Raw genomic sequence first — 21,122 nt, forward strand, 5'->3', positions numbered from 1 at the left:
TCCTCCCACCGGTCAGCGGATCGCTTCGTCCATGAGCACGTACAGGAGGCCGACGAGGGATCCGCTGCTCACGATCTCGCGGCGGTCGATCATCCCGCGCACCTCGCTGAGGGGGATCCACTCGATGCGGTCCGACTCGTTCTTCTCCGTGGGCGGACCGTCGTACGTCGCGCCGTCCGCGCGGAAGACGTGGTGTTGGGAGTCGGTGATTCCGTTGGCCGGCTCGGCGTAGATCAGGGGCTTGATGGGGCCGGGGCGCCAGCCTGTTTCCTCCAGGACCTCGCGGGCCGCTGCCTCTTCCGGGGACTCGCCCTCTTCGACCAGGCCCATGGGCAACTCCCAGGCCCACGAGTCGGTGATGAACCTGTGCCGCCACATCATCAGCACCTCCTGGCGGTCGTTGACCACGGCGGCCACAGCCAGGTGCCTGAGGCGAACGACGTGGTACTCCCACCTGGCCCCGTCAGGCTGCTGGACGTCGACCAGACACAGATTCACCCACTTGTTCGTGTAGATCTGCCGCTCGCCGTGGGTCTTCCACTCCATACCTGCGGCCCCTCTCGATCGGTCTCCAGGATCTCAGACCGATCCGGAGACGAAGCAGGGTCGGCTCAGATCACGTCAGCTCGACGAGATAGCGGGGTCCAAGCGGTCGTGCCGTCTGATCGTTCAGAAGCAACCGCAGGACCAGCCGTGGGCGACGAACAGTGCGGCCACGGCAAACGTGGTGGCCGCCGCGCCCGCCAGTCGTCCGCGCCGCCCTGGCCTGGCAGGACGAAGCAACTCCCAGCCGCCATAGCCGAGGAAGGCCAGCAAGGCTCCGCCCACACCCCCGGTGACGAGTGGGTTGCGCTCCCATCCCCAGACAAACGCCAGAACCAGAGCCAGAGCCAGCCCCAGCACAGCAAGGCAGGCGACCACCGTCAGCACTGCCTCGCCTATGAACTCCTCCAGTAGTTCTTTCAGGGACGAGCCCACGCTGCGGATCACGCGTAGGACCCGACTCCGAGCCACAGGAACAGCCACACGCCCTCCCGGGGCCAGTCTCGAATCATCGGACTCTAAAAAAGAGGCGCAGCGTCGGGGAGCCATGCCTCGCCCCCTGGCCCTCCCGATCGCGCCGCGCCCGAAATGTCCCACCCCGTGAGTACCGTCCCCGCCGATGCCTAGCATGAGAATCCGGTCGGGGGTGGAGGTGAAGCGTGCCAGAGGAGCCGGTTCCTTTACGGTTCAGGGTTCTTGGGGAGGTACGGGTCTGGCGGGGTGGGGTCGAGGTCGATCCGGGGCCTCCTGGGCGTCGGATCCTGCTCGCGCTGCTGCTGGCGCGTGCCGGTTCTCCTGTGCAACTGCCGGACATCGTCGACGCGTTGTGGGCGGACCGGCCGCCCGGGCATGCCGTGAACATGGTGCACCGGCATGTGGGTGAGCTGCGGCGGCTGTTGGAGCCGGGGCTGCCCCTGCGGGCCGAGGGCGGGCTGCTGTTGCGCGGGGGCGGCGGCTATCGGCTCACGGTGCCGCCCGACTCCGTCGACCTGCTTGTCTTTCGTCAACTCGTCGGGCAGGCCAGGGAGTTCGGTGATTCCGCGGGTGCCGTCGACCTCTTCGTCGAGGCGCTCTCCTTGCGAGGCGGGGATGGGGATGGGGACGGCGCAGGGGCTTCCGCTTCCGCTTCCACCCACCCTCTCTTTGTCGAACTGGAGCGCGAGTACGACTGCGTCGTGCGTGAAGCCGCCGAACTCGCGCTCAGCTGTGGGCGGGCCGACCGTGTGCTGCCCGTTCTCTCCGCCATTGCGGCCCGGTGTCCGCTCGACGAGGGGATCCAGGCCCTGCTCATACGCGCCCTCGCCGCCACCGGGCACCCCGACCGTGCCCTCGCGGTGTTCCGCGCCACCGCCGCCCGGCTCGCCGACGAGTTGGGCGTCGATCCCGGGCCCGAACTCACCGCCGCCCGGCCGACCTCGACTTCCCCGACTTCCCCGACTTCCCCGACTTCCCCAACTTCCCCAACTTCCTCTCCCCTCACCACCCCACCCGTCCCACCCGCCCAACTCCCCTCCGCTCTCCCCGCCTTCGTCGGACGGCACATCGAACTGGAGCGGCTGCGCGGCCTCCTGGAGGACGCCGACGGGCCGCGCCCCTCCTCCGCCCCCGTGATCTGCACGATCAGCGGCACAGCCGGTGTCGGCAAGACCGCGCTGGCCGTGCATCTGGCGCACGAGGTCGCCGACCGGTTCCCGGACGGGCAGTTGTACGTCGATCTGCGCGGCTTCGCCGCCGGGGTGTCGCCCACGCCGCCGCAGAACGCCGTACGGGGATTCCTGGACGCCCTCGGTGTGCCGGCGGCGCGCGTGCCCGAGTCGCTGGACGCGCAGGCCGCTCTGTACCGCAGTCTGCTGGCGGGGCGCCGCATCCTGGTGGTGCTCGACAACGCCCGTGACGCCGCGCAGGTGCGGCCCCTGCTGCCCGGTGCCGCCGGGTGTCTGGTCCTTGTCACCAGTCGGAACCGGCTCAGCGGGCTCGCCTCCGCCGACGGCGCCCGGCCCCTCACCCTGGATCTCGTCACGTCCGACGACGCCCGCAACGCGCTGGCCGCGCGGATCGGCGCCGACCGGGTGGCCGCCGAGCCCGAGGCCGTGGCCGAGATCGTCGCGCTCACCGCACGGCTGCCCCTCGCGCTGGCGGTCGTCGCCGCCCGTGCCATCGTCCACCCCGCCTTCCCGCTCTCGGCACTCGCCGACCAACTCCGGGGCGCGCACAGGTCACTTGACGGATTCCGCGACGTCGGCGCCGACACCGCGACCGACGTACGGGCCGTCTTCTCGTGGTCGTACGACGCGCTCGGGGCCGCGGCCGCCCGGCTCTTCCGGCTGTTGGCCCTGCATCCCGGGCCCGATCTCACCGTCCACACCGCGGCGGCCCTCGCGGGTCTGGCCGTCGGACGGACCCGGCCGCTGCTCGCCGAACTCGCCGACGCCCATCTCCTCACCGAGCGGGCCCCCGGCCGGTACGTCTTCCACGACCTGCTGCACGCCTACGCCACCGAACTCGTCCACGCGGACGAGACCGACGATGAACGGCTGGGCGCTGTGCGGCGGTTACTCGATCACTGTCTGCACACCGCCCACGCCGCCGCGCTGCTCTACGACCCTCCGACGGCCGTCATCACACCGGAAGAGGCGTCCCAAGGGTCCGTGCAAGCCCAGGCGCTCGGCGACGACGCCGCCGCCTGCTCCTGGTTCCGCTCCGAACGGCCCCTGCTGCTCGGGGTGTTCAGGCAAGCCCTGGAGCACGGCCTCGACGGCCACGTCTGGCAGCTGGCCTGGTGTCTGGAGCGGTATCACGAACGGCTCGGGCACTGGCACGAGTACCTCGCCCTGCAACGCGCCGCCCTGCCCGCCGCCCACCGCCTGGGCGATCCGGTCGCCCTGGGGCATGCCCATCGCGGGCTCGGCCGGGCCTGCGTGATGCTGCGGCACTACGCCGAGGCGGAGGACCAACTGCGGTGTGCACAGGGGGTGTTCGAGGAGGCCGTGGACGGTCACGGGCTGGCGCAGGTCCAGTTGTCGCTGTGGCTGCTGCTGACCCGGCAGGACCGGTTCAAGGAAGGGCTCGACGAACTCGCGCCCGCCCTCGGCATCTACCGGGCGTCCGGCCATCGCCGGGGGCAGGCGTACGTCCTGGTCGCGACCGCCTGGGGCGAGGCCTGTCTCGGCGACTGCCGCAACGCCCTCGTCCACGCCCACCAGGCGCTCGCCCTGTTCCAGGAACTCGGCGCCCGGCTCCCCGAGGGCTACACCTGGGACACCCTCGGCCACGTCCACACCCGGCTCGGCCAGCATCAGCGGTCGGTGACCTGTCACCAACGTGCCCTGGCTCTGTTCCGCGAGGCAGGCGACCTGTTCAACATCGCCTGTGTGCTCGACCGGCTCGGCGACGCCCACCTCGCGGCCGGCGACCGGACGGCGGCCCTGAGCACCTGGCGGGCCGCGATGGAGGCCATGCAGGACTTCGATCCCGTATGGGCGGCCGAGGTCCAGCGGAAGATCGATGAGTATCGATGAGTGAGGTGTGTCGAAGCGATGATCACTGAGGTGTCGAGGTGCTGAGGTCCTGCCGCGCGGCCCGCTCCCCCGCTCACAAGGCAGGCACACTTCGTCCACTCCCCCCTGCCTACGCTCCCGCCGACATCGCCAACACCCGTACACGGGGAGCAAGTTCCATGACGTACACCATGATCAACGGAAACCGGCTGTTCCACACCGACGAGGGGCCCGGCGCCGACGCGCGCGGCGAGACGCTGCTGCTGGTGCACGGCGCGACCTGCGACTCGCACGACTGGTCCGCGCAGATCGACGCCTTCTCGGCCCGGCACCGGGTGATCACGCCGGACCTGCGGGGGCACGGCCGTTCCTCGGGGCTCACCGGCGGGCAGCGCCCGCGCGACTTCGCCGCCGACCTCGCGGAGCTGCTCGACAGCATCGACTCCGGCCCGGTCGTCGTGGTCGGGCACTCGCTGGGCGCGGTCGTCGCCTCGGTGCTCGCGGTCGAACACCCGTCGCTGGTACGGGCCGTGGTCGCCGTCGACCCCGGCTACGGCTTCGAGGACGGCTTCGCGCCGCAGCTCGCCGCCGCCTTCCGCGTCCCGGACCCGGTCGGCACCGCCGTGGCGGTCATCGGCGGGCTGGAGAACAACACCACGTCCGGCCCCGAGGCGGAGTCCCTGCGATCCTGGCACCGTCGGCGGATCCTCGGCATGGACCCGATGACCGTACGGGACGTCTTCCACGGCCTGTTCGACGAGGCGGCGGCCCCGCTGACCTCCCGGCCCGGCGTCGAGACGTTCCTGGCACGCAGATCCTGCCCGGTGCTGTCGCTGTCGGCCGCCGGCTCGCTGAAGGCCAAGGGGATCGACGGGGACTGGGAGGAGAAGCTGAACGGGCATCCGTACAGCGCCTCCGTGGTGCTGGAGGGGGTCGGACACTGGCTCTTCCAGGAGCGGCCGGCGGAGTTCAACGCGCTCGTGCTGGGCTGGATAGAGGGACTGCCCGCCGTCTGAGGACAGTACGGACTGCGGGGCAAATCGGGGGGCGTACGTGCGGGGCTATTGCGGGAGTTACGACGGTGACTATGCGGTTCGCTGTGCTGGGACCGGTGCGGGTGTGGCGCGACGGCGGGGAGGTGCGGTTGGGGGCCGCACAGCAACGGCTGTTGCTCGCCCTGCTGATGGCGCACGCGGGACAGCCCGTGACCATGGAGGAGACGGTACGGGCCCTGTGGGGCGAGTCGCCCCCGGGCCGGCCCGCCAACGCCGTGTACCGGCACATCGGGGTGCTGCGCCGGTTGTTGGAACCGGAGTTGGCGATGCGCGCGACGGGCGACTGGCTGGTCCGGGACATCGGCGGCTACCGCCTCAACGCGTCGCCCGACAGCCTGGACCTGCTGCGCTTCCGGGAGTTGGTGCGTCGGGCGCGGGCGGCAGCGAAGGGCCGGGAAAACAGCGGCACTTCACCAACTGCCGCCGTTCCGTTGTTCCTTGAGGCACTAGCGCTGCGAACCGGGGCCGTCGCCACGGGGATTCCGGCCGAGGCCCGCTCGCATCCCGCGATCGAGGCGCTCGAACGCGAGTACCTGACGGTGGTGAAGGAGGCCGCCGACGTGACACGGGCGGCCGGGGCCTCCGGTCAGCTGCTCGGCGTGCTCCACCGCACCGCCGCCGACCACCCGCTCGACGAGTCCCTCCAGGCCCGGCTCGTACGGGCGTTGGCGGCCACCGGGCAGCGCGCGGAGGCCCTGGACACCTGGCAGCGCGTACGGGTCACGCTCGACTCCGAGCTGGGCGTGGCCCCCGGCCCCGAACTACGGGCCGCACAACGGGATGTGCTGCGGCTGGACACACCCACGCCCAGCCCGCGCACAAAGGGCCCGACGGACACGCCGGTACTGGCCCGCGCGAACAGAACGCCCAAGCCCAACGGCACGAACGACACAGCCCGTACGCCGCGCACGGAGCGCGTGCGGCCCGTGGCGTCCGGCCATCTCACCGCCGTCCCCACGCTGGCGGAGGCCGGGGCCGGGCACGGGGAGTCCTCGGCGGGCAACGGCGCCGGTCCCCTCGTACAGTCCGCCCCCGATCCCTTCGTACGGCCCGCCCAACTCCCCGCGGATCTCGCCACGTTCGCGGGCCGCAGGGCCGAACTCGCCCAGGTCACCGGGCTGTCGGCGGATCCGGCGCCCGGACTGCGGATCGCCGTGATCAGCGGCATGGGCGGCATCGGCAAGACCACGCTCGCCGTGCGCTGGGCCCACCGGATCGCCCACCGCTTCCCGGACGGGCAGCTGTACGTCAATCTGCGCGGCTTCGATCCGGGCGGGGCGGCGACGGACCCGGGGCAGGCCCTGCGCGGGTTCCTGGAGGCGCTCGGGGTGCCCGGGCAGCGCATACCCGCCGGGGCGAACGCCCAGACCGGCCTGTACCGCAGCCTGTTGGCCCGGCGCCGGGTGCTGATCCTGCTCGACAACGCGCGCGACGCCGAACAGGTCCGCCCGCTGCTGCCGGGCAGCCCCGGCTCCCTGGTCGTCGTCACCAGCCGCGACCGGCTCCTCGGCCTGGTCACCGCCGAGGCCGCCCGCCCCCTGGCCCTGGACCGGCTGCCCGCCGCCGAGGCCCGCGAGTCCCTGGCCCGCCGCCTCGGCGCCGAACGTGTCCTGACCGACCCCGCCGCCGTCGACGAGATCGTCGCCCGGTGCGCGGGACTCCCGCTGGCCCTGGCCGTGGTCGCCACCCGGGCCGCCACCAACCCGGACTTCCCGCTCACCGCCGTCGCGGACGAACTCCGCACCGCCCAGGGCAGTCTGGACGCCTTCACGGACACGGACCCGGCCGGGGACGTACGGGCGGTGCTCTCCTGGTCGTACCGTGCGCTCAGCCCCGACGCGGCGCGACTGCTGCGGCTGCTGTCCCTGCACCCGGGCCCGGACGTCACCGTGCCGGCCGCGGCGGCCGTCGCGGACGTCGAACCGGAGGCGGCGCGCAGCCTGTTGGCCGAACTCACGCGCTCCCACCTCCTCACCGAACACGCCCCCGGCCGCCATATCTGCCACGACCTGCTGCGCACCTACGCGATCGAACGCGCCGGCCAGGACGAGACGACGGAGGCCCGCGAGTCCGCCGTACACCGGCTCCTCGACCACTACCTCCACACCGCGCACGCCGCCGGCCTCCTCTACTCCCCGCTGTGGCGGACCAGTCCGCTGGCCGCCGCCGCCCCGGGCGCCCGCCCCGAGGCGCTCGCCGACGACGGGCACGCGCTGCGCTGGTACACGGCCGAACGCCAGGTGCTGCACGCCGTCGCCGCCCTCGCCGCCGAACAGGGGTACGACGGCCATGTCTGGTCCCTGGCCTGGACGCTGGAGAGGTTCATGGACCGCCAGGGGCACAGCCACGAGTCCGTGGCCCTGCACCGGGCCGGCCTCGACGCGGCCGTCCGGGACGGCGACCGCACCGCCCAGGCCCATCTGCACCGCGGGCTGGCCCGCGCCTCGGCCCGGCTGGAACAGTACGACGACGCCCGCGCCCACATCGGGCGGTCCCTCGCCCTGTGCACCGAACTCGGCGACCGGCCCGGCCTCGCCCACGCCCACCGCAGCCACGCCTGGCTCCTGGACCGGCTCGGCGACTACGACGGCGCCCTCGAAGCGGCCGGCCGCGCCCTCACCCTGTACCGGGCCGTCGGCGACCACGCCGCCGCGACCAGTGCGCAGCACGCCCTGGGCTGGACCCACGTCCTGCGCGGCGACCACCGCCGGGCCACCGTCCATCTGGAGGAGGCCCTGGCCGGGCTCGACGGGCCCAACGGCACCCGCTACGGCAAGGCCAACACCTGGGACAGCCTCGGTATCGCCCGCCACCACCTGGGCGAGCACCAGCGGGCCATCGCCTGCTTCCAGTGCGCGCTGCGGCTGTACCGGGAGATCGGCGACACCTTCAGCGAGGCCAACACGCTGCGCCACCTCGGCGACACCTACCTCGCCGTCGGCGACCCCGGCTCGGCCCGCACGGTCTGGGAACACGCCCTGGGCCTCCTCGTCCGGACCGACCCGACGGCGGCCTCGGAACTCCGGACGAGACTGCAGGCCCTGGGCGACGCGGTACCGGCGCCGAGGATCAGCGCCGTGTCCGCGTATCCCTGACAGGGATGTCACCAAGGGATGTCACCAGGAGAGGGCGTCGGCCATGTCCGACTGCCAGTACGTGACGGTGATCGAGTCGTCGACGTACACGCCCTTGGCGGGCAGGGACGGGCGGGCGGGGCTCGTGCTGTCCGAGTTGAAGTAGACCTCCAGGGTCTTGGCCGTGTAGCCGTTGGAGCCGCTGCCGTCCGCCGCCGAGACGGTGACGCCCGCATAGCCCGACTCACCGGGGGCGAGCGTGACCACGGCCTGCGGCTGGGAGTCCTCGATGACCGGCGGGACGGACTGGGCCTCGCCGAACCGCACGGCCGGGTAGTACGCGAGGTCGCAGTTCCCGGAGCCGGTGTTGGTGACGGTGAGGAGGACGTGGTTCAGGGGGCGGTTGACCACCGTGGCGGTCGTCCTGGTGTTGGCGGGGGTGCAGGGGGACAGGTTGGACTCGGAGTCGTCCGAGCTGTCCGAGCCCGTGGAGCCTGACGAACCCGTGGAGCCTGTGGAACCAGAGGTGCCCGAGGAGTTCGTGGAGCCCGAGGTGCCGGTGGAGCCTGTCGTCCCGCTGGAGCCGCTGGTACCGGTCGAGCCGGAGGTGCCAGTGGTGCCCGTCGAGCCCTTGTCGCTCGCCTGTCCCGCCCCCGTGGTCGTCCCCCCGCTCGTCGTGGACGAGGAGGTGGACTCGGTGGCGGGGGAGGAAGCGGACGGGGCGCCCTCGTCGCGGGTGCCCTCCGCGCTGCTGCACGCCGTCATCGTCAGAGTGGCGACCGTGAGTGCGGCGGCGGCGAGCAGACGGGTGCGGGCGGTACGAGCGGTTCGTGCGGACATGTGATTCCCCGATTTCGCTACAAGAAGGGTTAGTGCGCAGGCCACCTGACCGGGTGCCGGAAGCGGCGTGCTTGGATGGCCAGAGCTTGTCCGGTGATCCGTCCCAGCCGCCACAAACGCCGGGGCATCCGGGACGCTGGAACGCCAGAACCCCCTCTGACCTGGGGGAACAACACCCGCCTGGAATGGCGGTCCGGGACACGGGAAGAGGGAGGAACGGTGACGGGGGATGAGTTCCCGGAACTGCTGGGCCGGTTGAAGGAGCGATCCGGGCTGAGTTACGGAGTGCTCGGGAAGCGGCTGCACATGAGTGCGTCCACGCTTCACCGGTACGTCAACGGGGACGCCGTACCGGCGGACTACGCACCCGTGGAGCGGTTCGCCCGGCTGTGCAGGGCGACGCCCGAGGAGCTGATGGAGCTGCACCGGCGGTGGGTCCTGGCGGATGCCATGCGGGGGCAGCAGAAGGCGGGCGCCGCCACGGCTCCGGTGGCGGAACCCGTGGGTGCCACGCCTGCCATGCCTGCCGCGTCCGCCGCGTCCGCCGCGTCCGCCGAGGAGGAACAGCAGGCGCCGGCAGCGAACTTGGACACCGGGGCACCCGAGGAACCCGGGGCCGCCGGGGCTCCCCCGGCTCGGCGTCGGCGTACCGTCGTCCTCGCCGGGGCCGCCGTGGTCGCGGCTGTCGTCGCCGCCACGCTCGTGGTGAATCTCGTACCCGGCAAGGGAGATGACGACGAGAGCGGGAAGCGGTCCGTGGGGGTCGCGGCCCCCGGGGTCACGGACAGCGGTCCCGTCACCTCTGGGCCGACCGCCACGAAGAGCGGGTCGGCCTCGCCGTCCGCCTCGCCCAGCGGCAGTCCTACGGTCTCCACCTCCCCCTCCACCTCCGTCTCCCCCTCCCGGAGCGCCGAGGCCGGGGCGACCGGGCAGGGCGACGGTGTCGAGGACGGGGCGACCGCGCCGATCGTCACCGTCAACCCGTACAAGTGGGCAGACCCGTGCGGCCCGCACCTCCTGATCAATCGTGAGGCCGACCAGGTGCCTCCGCCGCCGAACGAGCCGGACGCGCGCGGCTGGAACTCCGCGCTCGGCGGGGTCACCGCCGGGCAGCAGATGATCGCGCTGACCATCCAGGGCACCGGGAAGGCCACGGTCGTCCTGGAGGACGTGCATGTGCGGGTGGTGGACAAGAGCGAGCCGCTCGCCTGGAACGACTACCAGATGCACGACGGCTGTGGCGGCGGCGTGGACACGAAGGCCTTCGACGTGAACCTCGACGACGGGCGGCCCCTGGTCTCCCCCAGGTCGGGTCAGCGCGGCTTCCCGTACAAGGTGAGCGAGTCGGATCCCGAGGTCTTCTACATCTTCGCGGACGCACGGGCGTACTACGTGGGCTGGTACCTGGAGCTGGAGTGGTCCAGCGGCGCACAGCACGGAATCCTGCGCCTCGACGACAACGGCAACCCCTTCCGCACGAGCGGCAACGTGGGCCGGCCCTCGTACGTGTATCCGAACGGTTCCTCCGCCTGGGAGCGCCACCCGTACGAGCCCAACATTCCCGGCTGACGGTGGAGGCAGCTACACCCGTGGCCGGGGAGGACGCGTACGACCGTCCGCCCGCAGGTGCTGTTCACCGACGCTCACCCATCGTCTCCGGGCTCGGGGTCCGTCTCGCGGCCGACCGCGTCGGCGACCGTGTCACTGACCTCGGCCCTGGACGGCGTACGGCCCGGTCCCTCGAAGGTGCGCGAGAACAGCGGCTCGTCCCAGACGCGGTTCGCCATGGCCGCGAGGTGGATTCCCCGGCGCCTGGCGGCCTCCTTGATGATCGCCAGGTCATCGGGGTCGGCGTCGGCGTGGACATTGATGCGCTTCATGGACATGTACCGAAATGATCCACGACAGCATCCGGGCGTGCCGGCGGCCCAGCAGCGAATTCGCCCCCGGACCGCCCGGCGAAGCCCAGGTCAGGAGTCCAGGGCCTTGTTGAGCTGGTCGGCGTAGTGGATGTAGCCCGTCAGGTTGGGGTGGAAGACCTCGGAGCCGCTGCTCAGGTTGTTGATCCACGGGTCGGTGCCGCAGGCCCCGTGACCCTTGAACGTGTCGCGGACGTCGACGAACGTGACCGACTCCTGGGCCGTCGCGGCCTTGGCGCCCTCGGCCAGCGCGTCGGCGAAGGCGTTCATGTAGGTGCGCTTGGCGGTGCTGAGGTCGATCACCGGGCAGGTCCCCGTGAGGGACAGTGCCTGCGGGTAGCCGACGACGACGATCTCGGCGTCCGGCGCCTGGGCCTTGATGTCCTTGTACAGCGTGGCCAGCTCCGTCACCAGCTGGTTCTTGGCGTAGTACGACATCCAGTCCGTGGCCGTCTTGCAGTAACTGTCCGACTCCAGCAGGCAGTTCTGGACGACGGTGGAGAACTGGGCGTCGTTGCCGCCCACCGTGAGCGTGACGAGGTCGGTGCCGCTGGTCACGGCGGACAGCTGGTTGGCGCGCACGTCCGCGATGGTGGCGCCGCTGCAGGTGACGTCCTTGAGCGTGTACTCCGAGTGCGCGGCGGCCGACTGGGCCGGGTAGTTGAGCTGGCTGCGCTTGCAGTCGCCGCTGGCGGTGTCGTAGTACCCCGCGCCGACCCCGGAGGCGTACGAGTCGCCGAGGGCGACGTACTCCTTTTCGCCCGCCGCATGGGCGGGGGTGCCTGCCACCGCCGCCATACCGGCGAATGCCACCACAGTGCTGACGACAACTGACGCCAATTTACGCATGAGTTCCTTCTGGAGACTGGAAGGGGGAGGGCGTGAGGATCGTAAAGTGGTGCGCCATTCGGGCAATTCGGGGCCGCTCGGTCGTAAGTGAGGGAAAATGCCCGGCAATTGGCGCCCTCGTCGGCGAGAACTGCCCCCGTTCCTGTACTGCGGGTCAGCGCCACGCTCCCGACAGGTCACGGGCGACGACCGCGCTGAAGAGCCGTACGCCGTGGGTCGAGCCGGGGTCGGTGTCGGTGAGTTCGCGGACCCGGCGGAGGCGGTAGTCGAGGGTGCGGGGGTGGATGTTGAGGGCTGCCGCCGCGGGACCGCGGTTCATGTCGTGGCGGTAGTACGCGTCGAGGGTGACGAACAGGTCCGGGCCGGACTCCAGGCGCCGGGCCGTCGTGCGGAGCCAGTCGTCGACGAACGGCACCTCGCCGACGGCGAGTTCGACGAAGACGTCCGCCAGGGTGTGCGGTCTCAGCCGGGTCGACGCCCGCCGCAGCGGGGCCGCCCTGCTGATCCGGCGGGCCCGGTCGAACGCCTCGGCGAGGCCGGTCAGCGGTGCGGTGGCGGTGCCGGCGGCGCAGGGGCGGCCGAGGGCGTCGGCGAAGTCCCGTAAGAGGTCGGGGACGACATCCGGTAAGAGGTCCGGTACGAGGCGGCGTCTCACGGGATCCGATGCCAGGTCCGGCAGCGGGTCGGGGGCTGGATCCGGGACCAGGGCGACCAGTTCGCCGCCTCTGCCGGCACCACCACTGCTGACGGTGCCGTCTCCTTCGTGCTCCGGGTACCACGTCATCGGGACCTGGTACGTCTTCACCAGCGCCTCGATATCGTTGTCCAACTCGCGGTCGCCGGGCGAGCGGTCCGGCACCCGGATCACCAACACCGTGTAGGACTCGGCCAGTTCCATGTCGGCGACCTGGGCCAGCTCCTGTGCCGCCCCGTTCTCGGACAGCAACGACCGTGCCAGCAGCGCGACTTGTTCCACGTACGGCATACGCCGGCGCATCACCGTCACGAAGCCCCGGCGGTAGGCGCCGATGCCGCGCTCGCCCTGGGGGGCGAACCAGCCCATGATGCGCATGAGTTCGTCGAGGTCGCCGCCGCGCTGGGCCTCGGTCGCCTCGTTGATCTCGCGCAGCATCAGCTCGGTGTGGACGCGCAGGATGCGTTGCCGTGAGTCCAGAGACATCCCGGCGCCGGCCCGGACCTCGCCCATCGACGCGATGTAGCCGAGGTCGTCGTCGGTCAGCATGTCGTTGCCCGGGGCCAGTTCGACCGTGCGGCGGCGGAGCCAGACCGAGTACTCCATCGTCTCGGCCCTGGCCCGGGAACTCGTGTCCAGGGACCCGAGTTCCCGTATCTCGCGTACGTACGTCTCGACCTCGCGGTGGGCGTTGGTCGACGCCCTCCGGGCCAGTTCGGCGAAGAGGCTCCCCATAAGCGTGAGCATGTCACCCACGGCCAGAGGGGCGACAGACGAAAACCGGACGGGCGTTTATCAATCTCGGTGAAACGGTGAAGGGTGTGCGTGCCGCGTATTTGTCACAGTGCGCAAAGTTCCCGTATCGGGGCGTTCTTGCGGCTCGATTCTCTTGTGAGGACGCTGTGACCTCGGCTTAATGAGAACCGTGCCCGACGCCCAGGGGGACCGTTTCGGAAAAGGGCCCACCTTCGAATTCGTGGGGCTCGTGCCACCCAGTGACCTGTGTTCTCCAGTGACCTGTGTTCTCCAGTGACCTGTGTTCAAACGGGAGGGTAACAATGCTGAAAGCCATGAAATCCGGAACGAGAAAGAGAATCGCGACCGCGGTCGCCGTCGTGTCCGCGGCCACCGCGCTCATGGTGACCTCGCCCGGCTCCAGCACCGCCGCGGCCACCGCCACACCCAGGCTGATGGCGTACGGGATCACCGCTGACGGCCTGACAATGGCGAGCTTCTACACCGACACCCCGGGAACGCTCAACTGGGTCCAGGATGTCACCGGACTCAGCGGCGACACCAAGCTGGTCGCGGTCGACCAGCGGGTGCAGAACGGTCTCATGTACGGGCTCGGCGTGCAGGGCGGCATCTACACGATCAGCACCCCGCCGACCACCACGAGCGTGGTCGTCACCAAGGTCTCCCAGCTCCAGATCGCGCTCTACGGCACATCCTTCGACATCGACTTCAACCCGGCGGCCGACCGGCTGCGGGTGATCAGCAACAACGGCCAGAACCTGCGGCACAACCTGAACGACGGCACCACGGTCGCCGACACCAACCTGAACATCCCGCCGTTGACCACGGCCGCCACCGGGGTGACCGGCGCCGCGTACACGAACAACGACCTGGTCGGCGCCACCGGCACCACGCTCACCAACGTGGACACCTACAACGACCAGATCACCATCCAGTCGCCGCCGAACGCCGGCAACCTCGTCGCGACCGGACTGCTCGGCTTCGACGCGAACCTCGAAGCCGGCTACGACATCTTCAGCACCCTCACCAACGGCAAGACGACCGCCAACACCGCCTTCGCCGCCCTCACGCCGTACGGCGGCAGGGCGTCCTTCTACGGCATCGACATCCTCACCGGCACGCCGACGCTCATCGGTACGTTCCCGAACACGGTCCAGCTCACGGACTTCACCATCAGCCTCAGCGGCAGCTGACTCTCCGAGTCCTCGACAGCGCCTACAGCGCCTACAGCGCCTACTCGCCGCGGTCCGGCTTTCCCGGGCCGCGGCGCAGTACGCGGGCGCACCAGCCGATGACCGTGGCGTTGACCAGGGCCCCGACGCCTATGGCGAGGACGACCATCGCGGGGCCGTCGGGCAGGAAGAACAGCACGAAGCTGGCCGGGGCGGTGGCGAGCATCGGGATGACGAGCGCCATGGACTCGTCCGTGCTGTCGTTGATCGTCACGACGAGCGCCCACACGAGCAGGACGGCGCAGATGCCGAGGTAGACGAGGGCGGCGAGGTCACTGAGCGCGTGGCGGATGCGGCGGGGAAAGGTACGGGGAAGACTTCGGCCGGAATCGGTACCGGTCACGGGAACTCCTGGGTCGTGTCGATGACCGTCGTGGTCAGAGGTGGGCGTTGCCGGGCGGGTTCGGGCGGGCCAGCCCGAGGTCGTACGCGAGGATCGTCGCCTGGACGCGGTCGCGCAGGCCCAACTTCCGCAGGAGCGCGTTCACATGGGACTTGACGGTGCCGACGGTGATGCCGAGTTCCTCGGCGATCTCCGCGTTGTTGAGCCCGGCGGCGATCAGGGCGAGGACGCCCCGCTGGCTCTCGGTCAGGCTGTCCAGCTCGCGGGGGCCGCCGCCGTCGGTGCGGTTCCCTGCGTTCGGCCGGGAGGCGTAGTGGCCGATGAGGCGACGGGTCGCGGACGGGGCGAGCACGCTCTCGCCGGTCGCCACCACCCGTATGCCGTCGAGCAGTTCGGCCGGGCGTACGTCCTTGAGCAGGAAACCGGAGGCACCGGCACGCAGCGCGTCGAAGACGTACGCGTCGAGGTCGAAGGTGGTCAGGACGAGGACGCGGGGCGCGTTCTCGCGGCCCGTGATGATCCGGGTGGCGGCGATGCCGTCCAGTTCGGGCATGCGTACGTCCATCACGATCACGTCGGGAGCCAGCTCCTCGGCGAGCCGCACCGCTGTCGCTCCGTCGGCCGCCTCGCCGACGACCGTCAGGTCCTCCTCGGCGTCGATCACGGCGACGAATCCCGCCCGGACGATGCCCTGATCGTCGACGACCAGCACCTTGAGGCTCATCGCTCCCCCAACTCCCTCTGCTCGACCGGCGCGAATGGCAGCCGGAGGTGGACCGTACCGGGCCCGTGTGTGGTCAGCGTGCCGACGACCAGCGCCTTGAGCGTCATCGCTCCCCTGCCCCCCTTTCCTCCTCGACCGGCGCGAATGGCAGCCGGAGGTGGACCGTACCCGGCCCGTCTGTGGTCAGGGTGCCGCCGAGTGCCTCGACCCGGGCGGCCAGTCGCTCCCGTACGGCGGGACCGGCGGCGCGCGGGACGCCGGTGGCCGTGAGCGTCAACGTACCGTCGGCGGCGTCGAGTTCGAGCAGCGCCGGGGCCTCGCCGCCGGCCGCGAGGACTGTCTCGGCGGCGTGGTAGGCGGCCAGGTCGACGGCGGTGGGCAGGTGTTCCGGTACGCGGTCGGTGAGGCGTATCTCGACGTCGCGGCCGGTGGCGCGGCACTGGTGGGCGAGCAGGTCGAGGGCCTGGAGGGTGGGCTGCGGGCGCAGTTCGGGCCCCGGGCCGCCCTCGCCGCCCTCGCCGCCCTCGCCCTCCGGCTGCCGGACCGTGTCGAGGAGAGCGCGCATCGCGGCCAGGGCCTCGCGGGCGCGTTCGGCGGTCTCGTCGAGGCGGCCCGCCTCCGCCTCGGCGACCATGTCGGCGGTGCGCGAAAGTACGGTCGTCTCCAACCCGGCGGCGATGCGCCGCCGTTCGGCCCACGCGTCCCGGACGGCTTCCTCCGTCCAGGCAGCGAGCCGTTCGTCGTGCGTGCCCCGGTCGGCCCGATCGCGCCGTCCGCGCACGGAGCCGGCCCAGGTCGCGGCGGCGACCACGAGGGCCGTGCCGCCCCCGGCGCCGAAGGCCACCGCCCAGAACGGGAACGTGGTGCCCCGGTCCAGGACGGCGGCGGCAACGGCGACGCCGTGAACCACGACGGCCAGTACCGGGAGCACCCGGTCCCAGGGCGGGAGGACACGGGCGGCAGCGGAGTCGCGGGCGCCGCCCACCGCACGGAACGGACGCGTCACACCCCGGACCAGCACAGCCACGACAGCCGTGACACCGGTGGCCACTACCGCCGGGGCCGGGACCACCCGGTCCTCGGACGGCGTGGCACCGGCGGCAGCGGAATTGCGGGCAGCGCCCACCGCACGGAACGGACGCGCCGCACCCCGGACCAGCACAGCCACGGCAGCCCCGACGCCGTGGGCCTGCGCAGGGAGCACCCGGTCCTCGGACGGCGAGTCACCAGTGGCCGTCCTGCGGGCCGCGGCCGCCGCCAGTGCCGCGCAGGTCGCGAGCGCGCTCAGTGTGGGCGGGAGCAGGGTCGGGCCCGTGTAGTGGCCGGCCGGCATCGCCACCGGCCAGAGGAGGGCGAGGCCGAGCAGTGCGGTCTGGGTGGTGCGGGGTGCGCGGCGCAGCCACAGCAGGGCGACCGCCTGGGCCGCCGCCAGCAGCGCGAAGAGCAGCCCCGCCGACACCCGCCCACCGCTGGACGCGGTCTCCGCCCGGAAGATCAGCGCCGGGAGCAGTGGCTGGAGGACCAGGCCGACGGCGGCGATCGCCTGGGCCACGCGGTAGGCGCGTGGCACCGACCGTTCCACGGGGGCGGCGGTACGGCCGGGCAGTACCGCGCTCACCTCCCAGCCGCCCTCCGCCGTGGGGCCGCTGTGCAGCGTGCCGCCCGCCTCCCGGGCCCGGGACCGCAGGAACCCCTGGCCGCGCCCTCCGCCCAGGCCCGCGCCGTGTGCCGCCGCGCCGGCGGGTGGAGCCGCGCTGATGACCGCGACGTCGGTACGCGTGTCGCCGTACCGCACGAGGACCCGGGTGTGCGCGCCCGGTGCGTGCCGGGCCACGTTGGTCAGGCCCTCGCGCACGATGCCGTACGCCGCGTCCGCGACGGCGCCGTCCGGCAGGGGGTCGATCTCGCAGTCGACCTCCTGGTCGAGGCGCCGGAATCCGGCGACCAGGTCGAGGAGCCGTTCCTCCGGTGAGGGAAGGTCTTCGCGCGAGGGTGCCGGCGCCCGTACCGCGCCGAGGGCCCGGCTGACCTCGCGGCCGGTGTCCACCGCGAACTCCAGGGCCTCGGCGGCCAGTTCGGGCCGGCGTTCGCGCAGTCCGAGGGCGGCGCCCGCCGTGACGACCACGGCGGTCAGATGGTGGGCGCTGACGTCGTGCAACTCCCTTTCCATCCGGCGCCGTTCGGTCGCCGGGAGCCGGTGGCGCTCGGACTCGGCGCGTTTCAGGAGGAGTTCGGCCGTCTTACGGGCGCGCCTGGTCCGGCGTACGAAGAAGCCGGCTCCGCAGGCCGCCCCGTACAGGAGGGTGGTCAGGGCGAGGTCGATGCCGTCGTGGTCGCGGAGGCCGTGCAGGGTGATGTCCTGGAGGGCCTGCCAGACCGCAAGCGACAGCACGCACAACACCGTGGTGAACGTGTCGCGTTCGGTCGCCACGGTGAACAGGGCCAGCGCGACCCCGGCGGTGCCGAACACCGCCGTCGCACCGGTGGGCAGCGCCCCGGCGCCCAGCGCACAGGCGACGGCGACCAGCGCGAGGGTGACCACCGGACGGGTGCGGCGCAGGGCGAGCGCGGCCGTGACCGGGCCGGCGACCAGGGCCGCGACGAGGAGTGCGGACGCGGCCGGGACCGTGCCCCGTACGAGCGCCGCGCCGGGCCAGACCGCGGCCTGGGCGCAGAGCAGCAGGACCGGGAGGAGCCGGTCGTCGGTGGTGATGTCTGTTCGTCTCATGGCTCGACCAGGCTAGGTCCGCAGGTGAGCGGCCCGGCTCCCGCTGAAGGGGGATCCCTTTCCCGGTCTCTCTATCTCCGGTTGCACGCGCTGATCGTCCGTCCGCCCGAAGACCGGGCCGGGTGCCCGGCCATAGATTCGATCACATCAACCACAGCGGCCGAGCCGCCCAGTTCAGGGGGATCTCCCATGTTCAAGACGTCCAGCTCCTCGAAGCACATGCTCTTCTCCTCGCTCCTCGGTGTCGCCCTCGTCGGCGGTATCGCCGCCGGTGGCCTCGCCATGGCCTCCGCCTCCGCGCCGACCGAGCCGACCCTGGAGAACGGCTCGGCCCGCTTCGTCGCCCCGTCCGACGGCAAGGCCGGCGCGCTCACCTTCACCACCGACGTGAGCGACGACTCGGGCGTCAAGGGCGTCAAGGTCATTGCCTGGCCCGCGAGTTCGAAGCTCGACCCGACCGAGGCGGAGCTGCGGAACGTCGACAGCGCCGTCTGCGCGAAGACCACCGACGACACCTCCCGCTGCACCTACACCCTGCGCGTCACCAAGGCGGAGGCGGCCGAGCTGGCCCAGGGCACCTGGTACGTCTCGGCGCTCGCGACGGCCGTGGACGGCGGCACGACGTTCGTACCCCGTGCCGCCACCTTCGACGTCACCGTCACCCGCTGACCGCGGCGGCGGTGGCTCGGGGCGGCCGTAGGAGGGCTGCCGCGACTGAGTGAGGGGGAGGAGACCGAGCAAGGTTCTTCTGCGATGCTCCATCAACTCCCCTCAACTGTCGGCACCGCGCGAGGCGGTCATACTGCGGCCAAACGGATGAACTCCCTTACACTGATCCGGAATTGACCATTCCAGGTTGTTTGCGAGGTGTAGCGCACATGTCCCACACACCGTCACGGCGTAGCGTTCTGCGCGGATTCACGGTCACCGGCGCGGTGGTGACCGGCTTCGCCACCACCACCCGGAGCTGGGCCACCACCGGCTCCCCCGACCCGGACCTGGTAGGGCTCCCGCCCCTGGACGGGACCCTCGTCATGGACGAGGCGTCGCTCACGGCCGCCGCCGACGACTACGGCCACATCGTGCACCGCCGTCCCCGCGCCGTCCTGCGCCCCGGATCGGTCCAGGACGTCGTCGCCATGGTCCGCTTCTGCAACGAGCACCGGCTGAAGGTCGCCCCGCGCGGCCAGGGACACGCCACCTACGGCGGGGGCCAGGTCGAGGACGGTCTGGTCATCGAGACGGCGACCCTCGCGGCCATCGGCGCCCTGTCACCGGGCGCCACCACCGTCACCGTCGGCGCGGGCGCGAGATGGAGCGAGGTGACGAAGGCGACGCTCGTCCACGGCCTCACCCCGCCCGTCTTCACCGACTACATCGAACTCTCCGTCGGCGGCACGCTCTCCGTGGGCGGCCTCGGCGGCCAGAGCCAGCGGTACGGCGCCCAGACCGACAACGTCACCGAACTCCAGGTCGTCACCGGGGCCGGCGAGTTCGTACGCTGCTCACCGGCCCGGCGCCCCGACCTGTTCCACGCCGTCCTCGCCGGCCTCGGCCAGGTCGCCGTCGTCGTCGGCGCCACCCTCCGGCTGGTGGCCGCGCCGGAGACCGTACGGCACTATCTGCTGCCGTACGACGACCTGGAGACCTTCCTCGACGACCAGCGCACCCTCGTCCGGGACGGCCGCTTCGACTACGTCGAGGGCCAGATCTCGGCGGACGCCGACGGGAACTTCCGCGTCCCCACCCTGGAGGCCGTGGCCTACGGCCCGCCGGTCGGCCCCGCCCCCGACGACACGGTCCTGCTGCGCGGTCTGCGCCACAACACCGCCGGCGTCCAGGCCTCCGACCTCGCCTACTACGACTTCATCGACCGGCTGGCCCCCGTCGTCGCCGCCCTGAAGGAGGCCGGCATCTGGGCGTACGCCCACCCGTGGCTCAACCTGCTGCTCCCCGGGGAGTCCGCCGGCTCGCTCATCGCGGCGGAGCTGGCCGACCTCACCCCGGCGGACGTTGGCGCGGGTCTCGTCCTCACCTACCCGTTCCCTAGCGATCGCCTGTCCACCGCGCTCCTGCCCACCACCGACGACGAGTTGACGCACCTCTTCGCGATCCTGCGGGCCACCCCGCCGGCCGACACCGCCACCGTCGACCGTCTCCTGGCCGCCAACCGCGCCGCCTACGAGGCCGTCGCGGCGGCGGGCGGCACCCAGTACCCGGTCGGGAGCATCCCCTTCACCCGCGCGGACTGGCGGACCCACTTCGGCGCGGCCTGGCCGCAGTTGAAGGAGGCTAAGCGCAGATACGACCCGCGAGGCGTCCTCGTCCCGGGCCAGGGCATCTTCTGAGGCCGTAGCAGCAGCCAGAGGTGACTGCGCCAACCGCCGTTGTCCGGACGGTGGTTGGCGTCAGGCGCCCAGGGTTCCCCGTACCGTCTGGGCGAGTTCGCCGACCGCGACGACCAGCGGGGTCACCGGCTGCACGAACTCGGTCAGCCGGTCCAGGGCGCGGCGCAGCACCGGCGGCTGCGGCTCCTCCTCGTCGAGTTCCTCACGCAGGCGCCGCAGTTCGCGGGTGGTGGCCTCGGGGTCGGCCAGCGCCGCGCGGTGCTCGGACAGCAACTGCTCGACGTACACGAGGAGTTCGGCCGTACGGGCGGCGGCCTGTGCCGGGTCCTGCGGCTGGAAGCCGACCGAGCCGGAGAATGCCTGGGCCCGGTTTCCGATCGCCTGGTTGCCGACGTAGTGGGTGCCGCCGTTGATCACCAGCCCGTTGTTGACGGGCGGTTGGGGCGCCACGGGACGGCCGTCGTCACCGCTGCTGCTGCTCATCGCGGACTCCCTTCTCTCTCAGGCTGTTTGTGGCTGC

17 protein-coding genes are annotated in these 21,122 nt (G+C 71.7%); 7 read left to right on the top strand and 10 right to left on the bottom strand.

From position 1 onward, the window contains the following. Window positions 1–12 precede the first annotated feature (12 nt). A complete protein-coding gene (locus tag LUX31_RS21430) occupies window positions 13–546 on the bottom strand; it encodes an NUDIX hydrolase (RefSeq protein WP_053741481.1) in 534 nt (177 codons plus the stop codon). Window positions 547–669: 123 nt separating this feature from the next. Then, entirely contained in the window at window positions 670–990 is a 321-nt protein-coding gene (locus LUX31_RS21435; protein WP_235476530.1) for a hypothetical protein, read from the bottom strand. 212 nt (window positions 991–1,202) lie between these two features. On the opposite strand from LUX31_RS21435, the gene LUX31_RS21440 reads away from it, so the two are divergent. The 3 genes from LUX31_RS21440 to LUX31_RS21450 all read left to right on the top strand — a co-directional run bounded on the left by LUX31_RS21440 (window position 1,203) and on the right by LUX31_RS21450 (window position 8,190). Next, window positions 1,203–4,061, top strand: coding sequence for an AfsR/SARP family transcriptional regulator (locus LUX31_RS21440; RefSeq protein ID WP_235476531.1), 2,859 nt, complete (start codon window positions 1,203–1,205; stop codon window positions 4,059–4,061). A gap of 158 nt (window positions 4,062–4,219) precedes the next feature. After that, window positions 4,220–5,056, top strand: a complete 837-nt coding sequence (locus LUX31_RS21445; RefSeq protein ID WP_235476532.1) for an alpha/beta fold hydrolase — start codon at window positions 4,220–4,222, stop codon at window positions 5,054–5,056. 71 nt (window positions 5,057–5,127) lie between these two features. After that, window positions 5,128–8,190 carry an AfsR/SARP family transcriptional regulator gene (locus tag LUX31_RS21450; protein ID WP_235476533.1) on the top strand — a complete coding sequence of 1,021 codons (3,063 nt, stop codon included), beginning with the start codon at window positions 5,128–5,130 and terminating at the stop codon, window positions 8,188–8,190. Between the two features lie 21 nt (window positions 8,191–8,211). Here LUX31_RS21450 and LUX31_RS21455 read toward each other — a convergent pair whose 3' ends face one another. Further along, the gene (locus LUX31_RS21455; RefSeq protein ID WP_235476534.1) at window positions 8,212–9,009 is read right to left on the bottom strand and encodes a DUF4232 domain-containing protein; all 798 of its coding nucleotides are present in this window, start codon (window positions 9,007–9,009) and stop codon (window positions 8,212–8,214) included. A gap of 219 nt (window positions 9,010–9,228) precedes the next feature. On the opposite strand from LUX31_RS21455, the gene LUX31_RS21460 reads away from it, so the two are divergent. Further along, on the top strand, window positions 9,229–10,578 hold the full coding sequence (locus LUX31_RS21460) for a helix-turn-helix domain-containing protein (RefSeq protein WP_235476535.1): 1,350 nt from the start codon (window positions 9,229–9,231) through the stop codon (window positions 10,576–10,578). Between the two features lie 74 nt (window positions 10,579–10,652). Here the strand turns inward: LUX31_RS21460 and LUX31_RS21465 are convergent, their stop codons facing one another. The 3 genes from LUX31_RS21465 to LUX31_RS21475 all read right to left on the bottom strand — a co-directional run bounded on the left by LUX31_RS21465 (window position 10,653) and on the right by LUX31_RS21475 (window position 13,206). Further along, entirely contained in the window at window positions 10,653–10,895 is a 243-nt protein-coding gene (locus LUX31_RS21465; protein ID WP_235476536.1) for a hypothetical protein, read from the bottom strand. 84 nt (window positions 10,896–10,979) lie between these two features. Then, window positions 10,980–11,777: an SGNH/GDSL hydrolase family protein gene (locus LUX31_RS21470; protein ID WP_235476537.1), complete on the bottom strand. Its 798-nt coding sequence runs from the start codon at window positions 11,775–11,777 to the stop codon at window positions 10,980–10,982. Window positions 11,778–11,931: 154 nt separating this feature from the next. Continuing rightward, window positions 11,932–13,206, bottom strand: coding sequence for a PucR family transcriptional regulator (locus LUX31_RS21475; RefSeq protein ID WP_235480005.1), 1,275 nt, complete (start codon window positions 13,204–13,206; stop codon window positions 11,932–11,934). 335 nt (window positions 13,207–13,541) lie between these two features. Between LUX31_RS21475 and LUX31_RS21480 the strand changes: the two genes are divergently transcribed. Next, complete coding sequence (locus LUX31_RS21480) at window positions 13,542–14,420, top strand: DUF4394 domain-containing protein (RefSeq protein WP_235476538.1); 879 nt, start codon at window positions 13,542–13,544, stop codon at window positions 14,418–14,420. A gap of 40 nt (window positions 14,421–14,460) precedes the next feature. Here the strand turns inward: LUX31_RS21480 and LUX31_RS21485 are convergent, their stop codons facing one another. From LUX31_RS21485 to LUX31_RS21495, 3 genes are all read right to left on the bottom strand, one after another. After that, window positions 14,461–14,802 carry an SCO4225 family membrane protein gene (locus LUX31_RS21485; RefSeq protein ID WP_235476540.1) on the bottom strand — a complete coding sequence of 114 codons (342 nt, stop codon included), beginning with the start codon at window positions 14,800–14,802 and terminating at the stop codon, window positions 14,461–14,463. 34 nt (window positions 14,803–14,836) lie between these two features. Then, window positions 14,837–15,526, bottom strand: coding sequence for a response regulator (locus LUX31_RS21490; RefSeq protein ID WP_235476541.1), 690 nt, complete (start codon window positions 15,524–15,526; stop codon window positions 14,837–14,839). 103 nt (window positions 15,527–15,629) lie between these two features. Then, window positions 15,630–18,254: an ATP-binding protein gene (locus tag LUX31_RS21495; RefSeq protein WP_235476542.1), complete on the bottom strand. Its 2,625-nt coding sequence runs from the start codon at window positions 18,252–18,254 to the stop codon at window positions 15,630–15,632. A 189-nt stretch (window positions 18,255–18,443) separates the two neighbouring features. Here LUX31_RS21495 and LUX31_RS21500 point away from each other — a divergent pair, with 189 nt between their 5' ends. Both LUX31_RS21500 and LUX31_RS21505 read left to right on the top strand, forming a co-directional pair. Continuing rightward, window positions 18,444–18,923, top strand: a complete 480-nt coding sequence (locus LUX31_RS21500; protein ID WP_235476543.1) for a DUF5707 domain-containing protein — start codon at window positions 18,444–18,446, stop codon at window positions 18,921–18,923. Between the two features lie 209 nt (window positions 18,924–19,132). Beyond that, complete coding sequence (locus tag LUX31_RS21505) at window positions 19,133–20,602, top strand: FAD-binding protein (protein ID WP_235476544.1); 1,470 nt, start codon at window positions 19,133–19,135, stop codon at window positions 20,600–20,602. Between the two features lie 60 nt (window positions 20,603–20,662). Here the strand turns inward: LUX31_RS21505 and LUX31_RS21510 are convergent, their stop codons facing one another. Beyond that, window positions 20,663–21,085: a hypothetical protein gene (locus LUX31_RS21510; RefSeq protein ID WP_235476545.1), complete on the bottom strand. Its 423-nt coding sequence runs from the start codon at window positions 21,083–21,085 to the stop codon at window positions 20,663–20,665. Between the last annotated feature and the right edge of the window lie 37 nt (window positions 21,086–21,122).

It is taken from the genome of Streptomyces sp. GQFP, from assembly GCF_021545335.1.
Taxonomy (GTDB): domain Bacteria; phylum Actinomycetota; class Actinomycetes; order Streptomycetales; family Streptomycetaceae; genus Streptomyces.

Excerpts from the sequence above, each read along its gene's own strand:
- LUX31_RS21500 (WP_235476543.1), top strand. The coding sequence starts at position 18,444 with ATGTTCAAGACGTCCAGCTCCTCGAAGCACATGCTCTTCTCCTCGCTC.
- LUX31_RS21465 (WP_235476536.1), bottom strand. The coding sequence starts at position 10,895 with ATGTCCATGAAGCGCATCAATGTCCACGCCGACGCCGACCCCGATGAC.
- LUX31_RS21445 (WP_235476532.1), top strand. The coding sequence starts at position 4,220 with ATGACGTACACCATGATCAACGGAAACCGGCTGTTCCACACCGACGAG.
- LUX31_RS21430 (WP_053741481.1), bottom strand. The coding sequence starts at position 546 with ATGGAGTGGAAGACCCACGGCGAGCGGCAGATCTACACGAACAAGTGG.
- LUX31_RS21475 (WP_235480005.1), bottom strand. The coding sequence starts at position 13,206 with ATGGGGAGCCTCTTCGCCGAACTGGCCCGGAGGGCGTCGACCAACGCC.
- LUX31_RS21470 (WP_235476537.1), bottom strand. The coding sequence starts at position 11,777 with ATGCGTAAATTGGCGTCAGTTGTCGTCAGCACTGTGGTGGCATTCGCC.
- LUX31_RS21480 (WP_235476538.1), top strand. The coding sequence starts at position 13,542 with ATGAAATCCGGAACGAGAAAGAGAATCGCGACCGCGGTCGCCGTCGTG.
- LUX31_RS21510 (WP_235476545.1), bottom strand. The coding sequence starts at position 21,085 with ATGAGCAGCAGCAGCGGTGACGACGGCCGTCCCGTGGCGCCCCAACCG.
- LUX31_RS21495 (WP_235476542.1), bottom strand. The coding sequence starts at position 18,254 with ATGAGACGAACAGACATCACCACCGACGACCGGCTCCTCCCGGTCCTG.
- LUX31_RS21505 (WP_235476544.1), top strand. The coding sequence starts at position 19,133 with ATGTCCCACACACCGTCACGGCGTAGCGTTCTGCGCGGATTCACGGTC.
- LUX31_RS21490 (WP_235476541.1), bottom strand. The coding sequence starts at position 15,526 with ATGAGCCTCAAGGTGCTGGTCGTCGACGATCAGGGCATCGTCCGGGCG.
- LUX31_RS21455 (WP_235476534.1), bottom strand. The coding sequence starts at position 9,009 with ATGTCCGCACGAACCGCTCGTACCGCCCGCACCCGTCTGCTCGCCGCC.
- LUX31_RS21450 (WP_235476533.1), top strand. The coding sequence starts at position 5,128 with ATGCGGTTCGCTGTGCTGGGACCGGTGCGGGTGTGGCGCGACGGCGGG.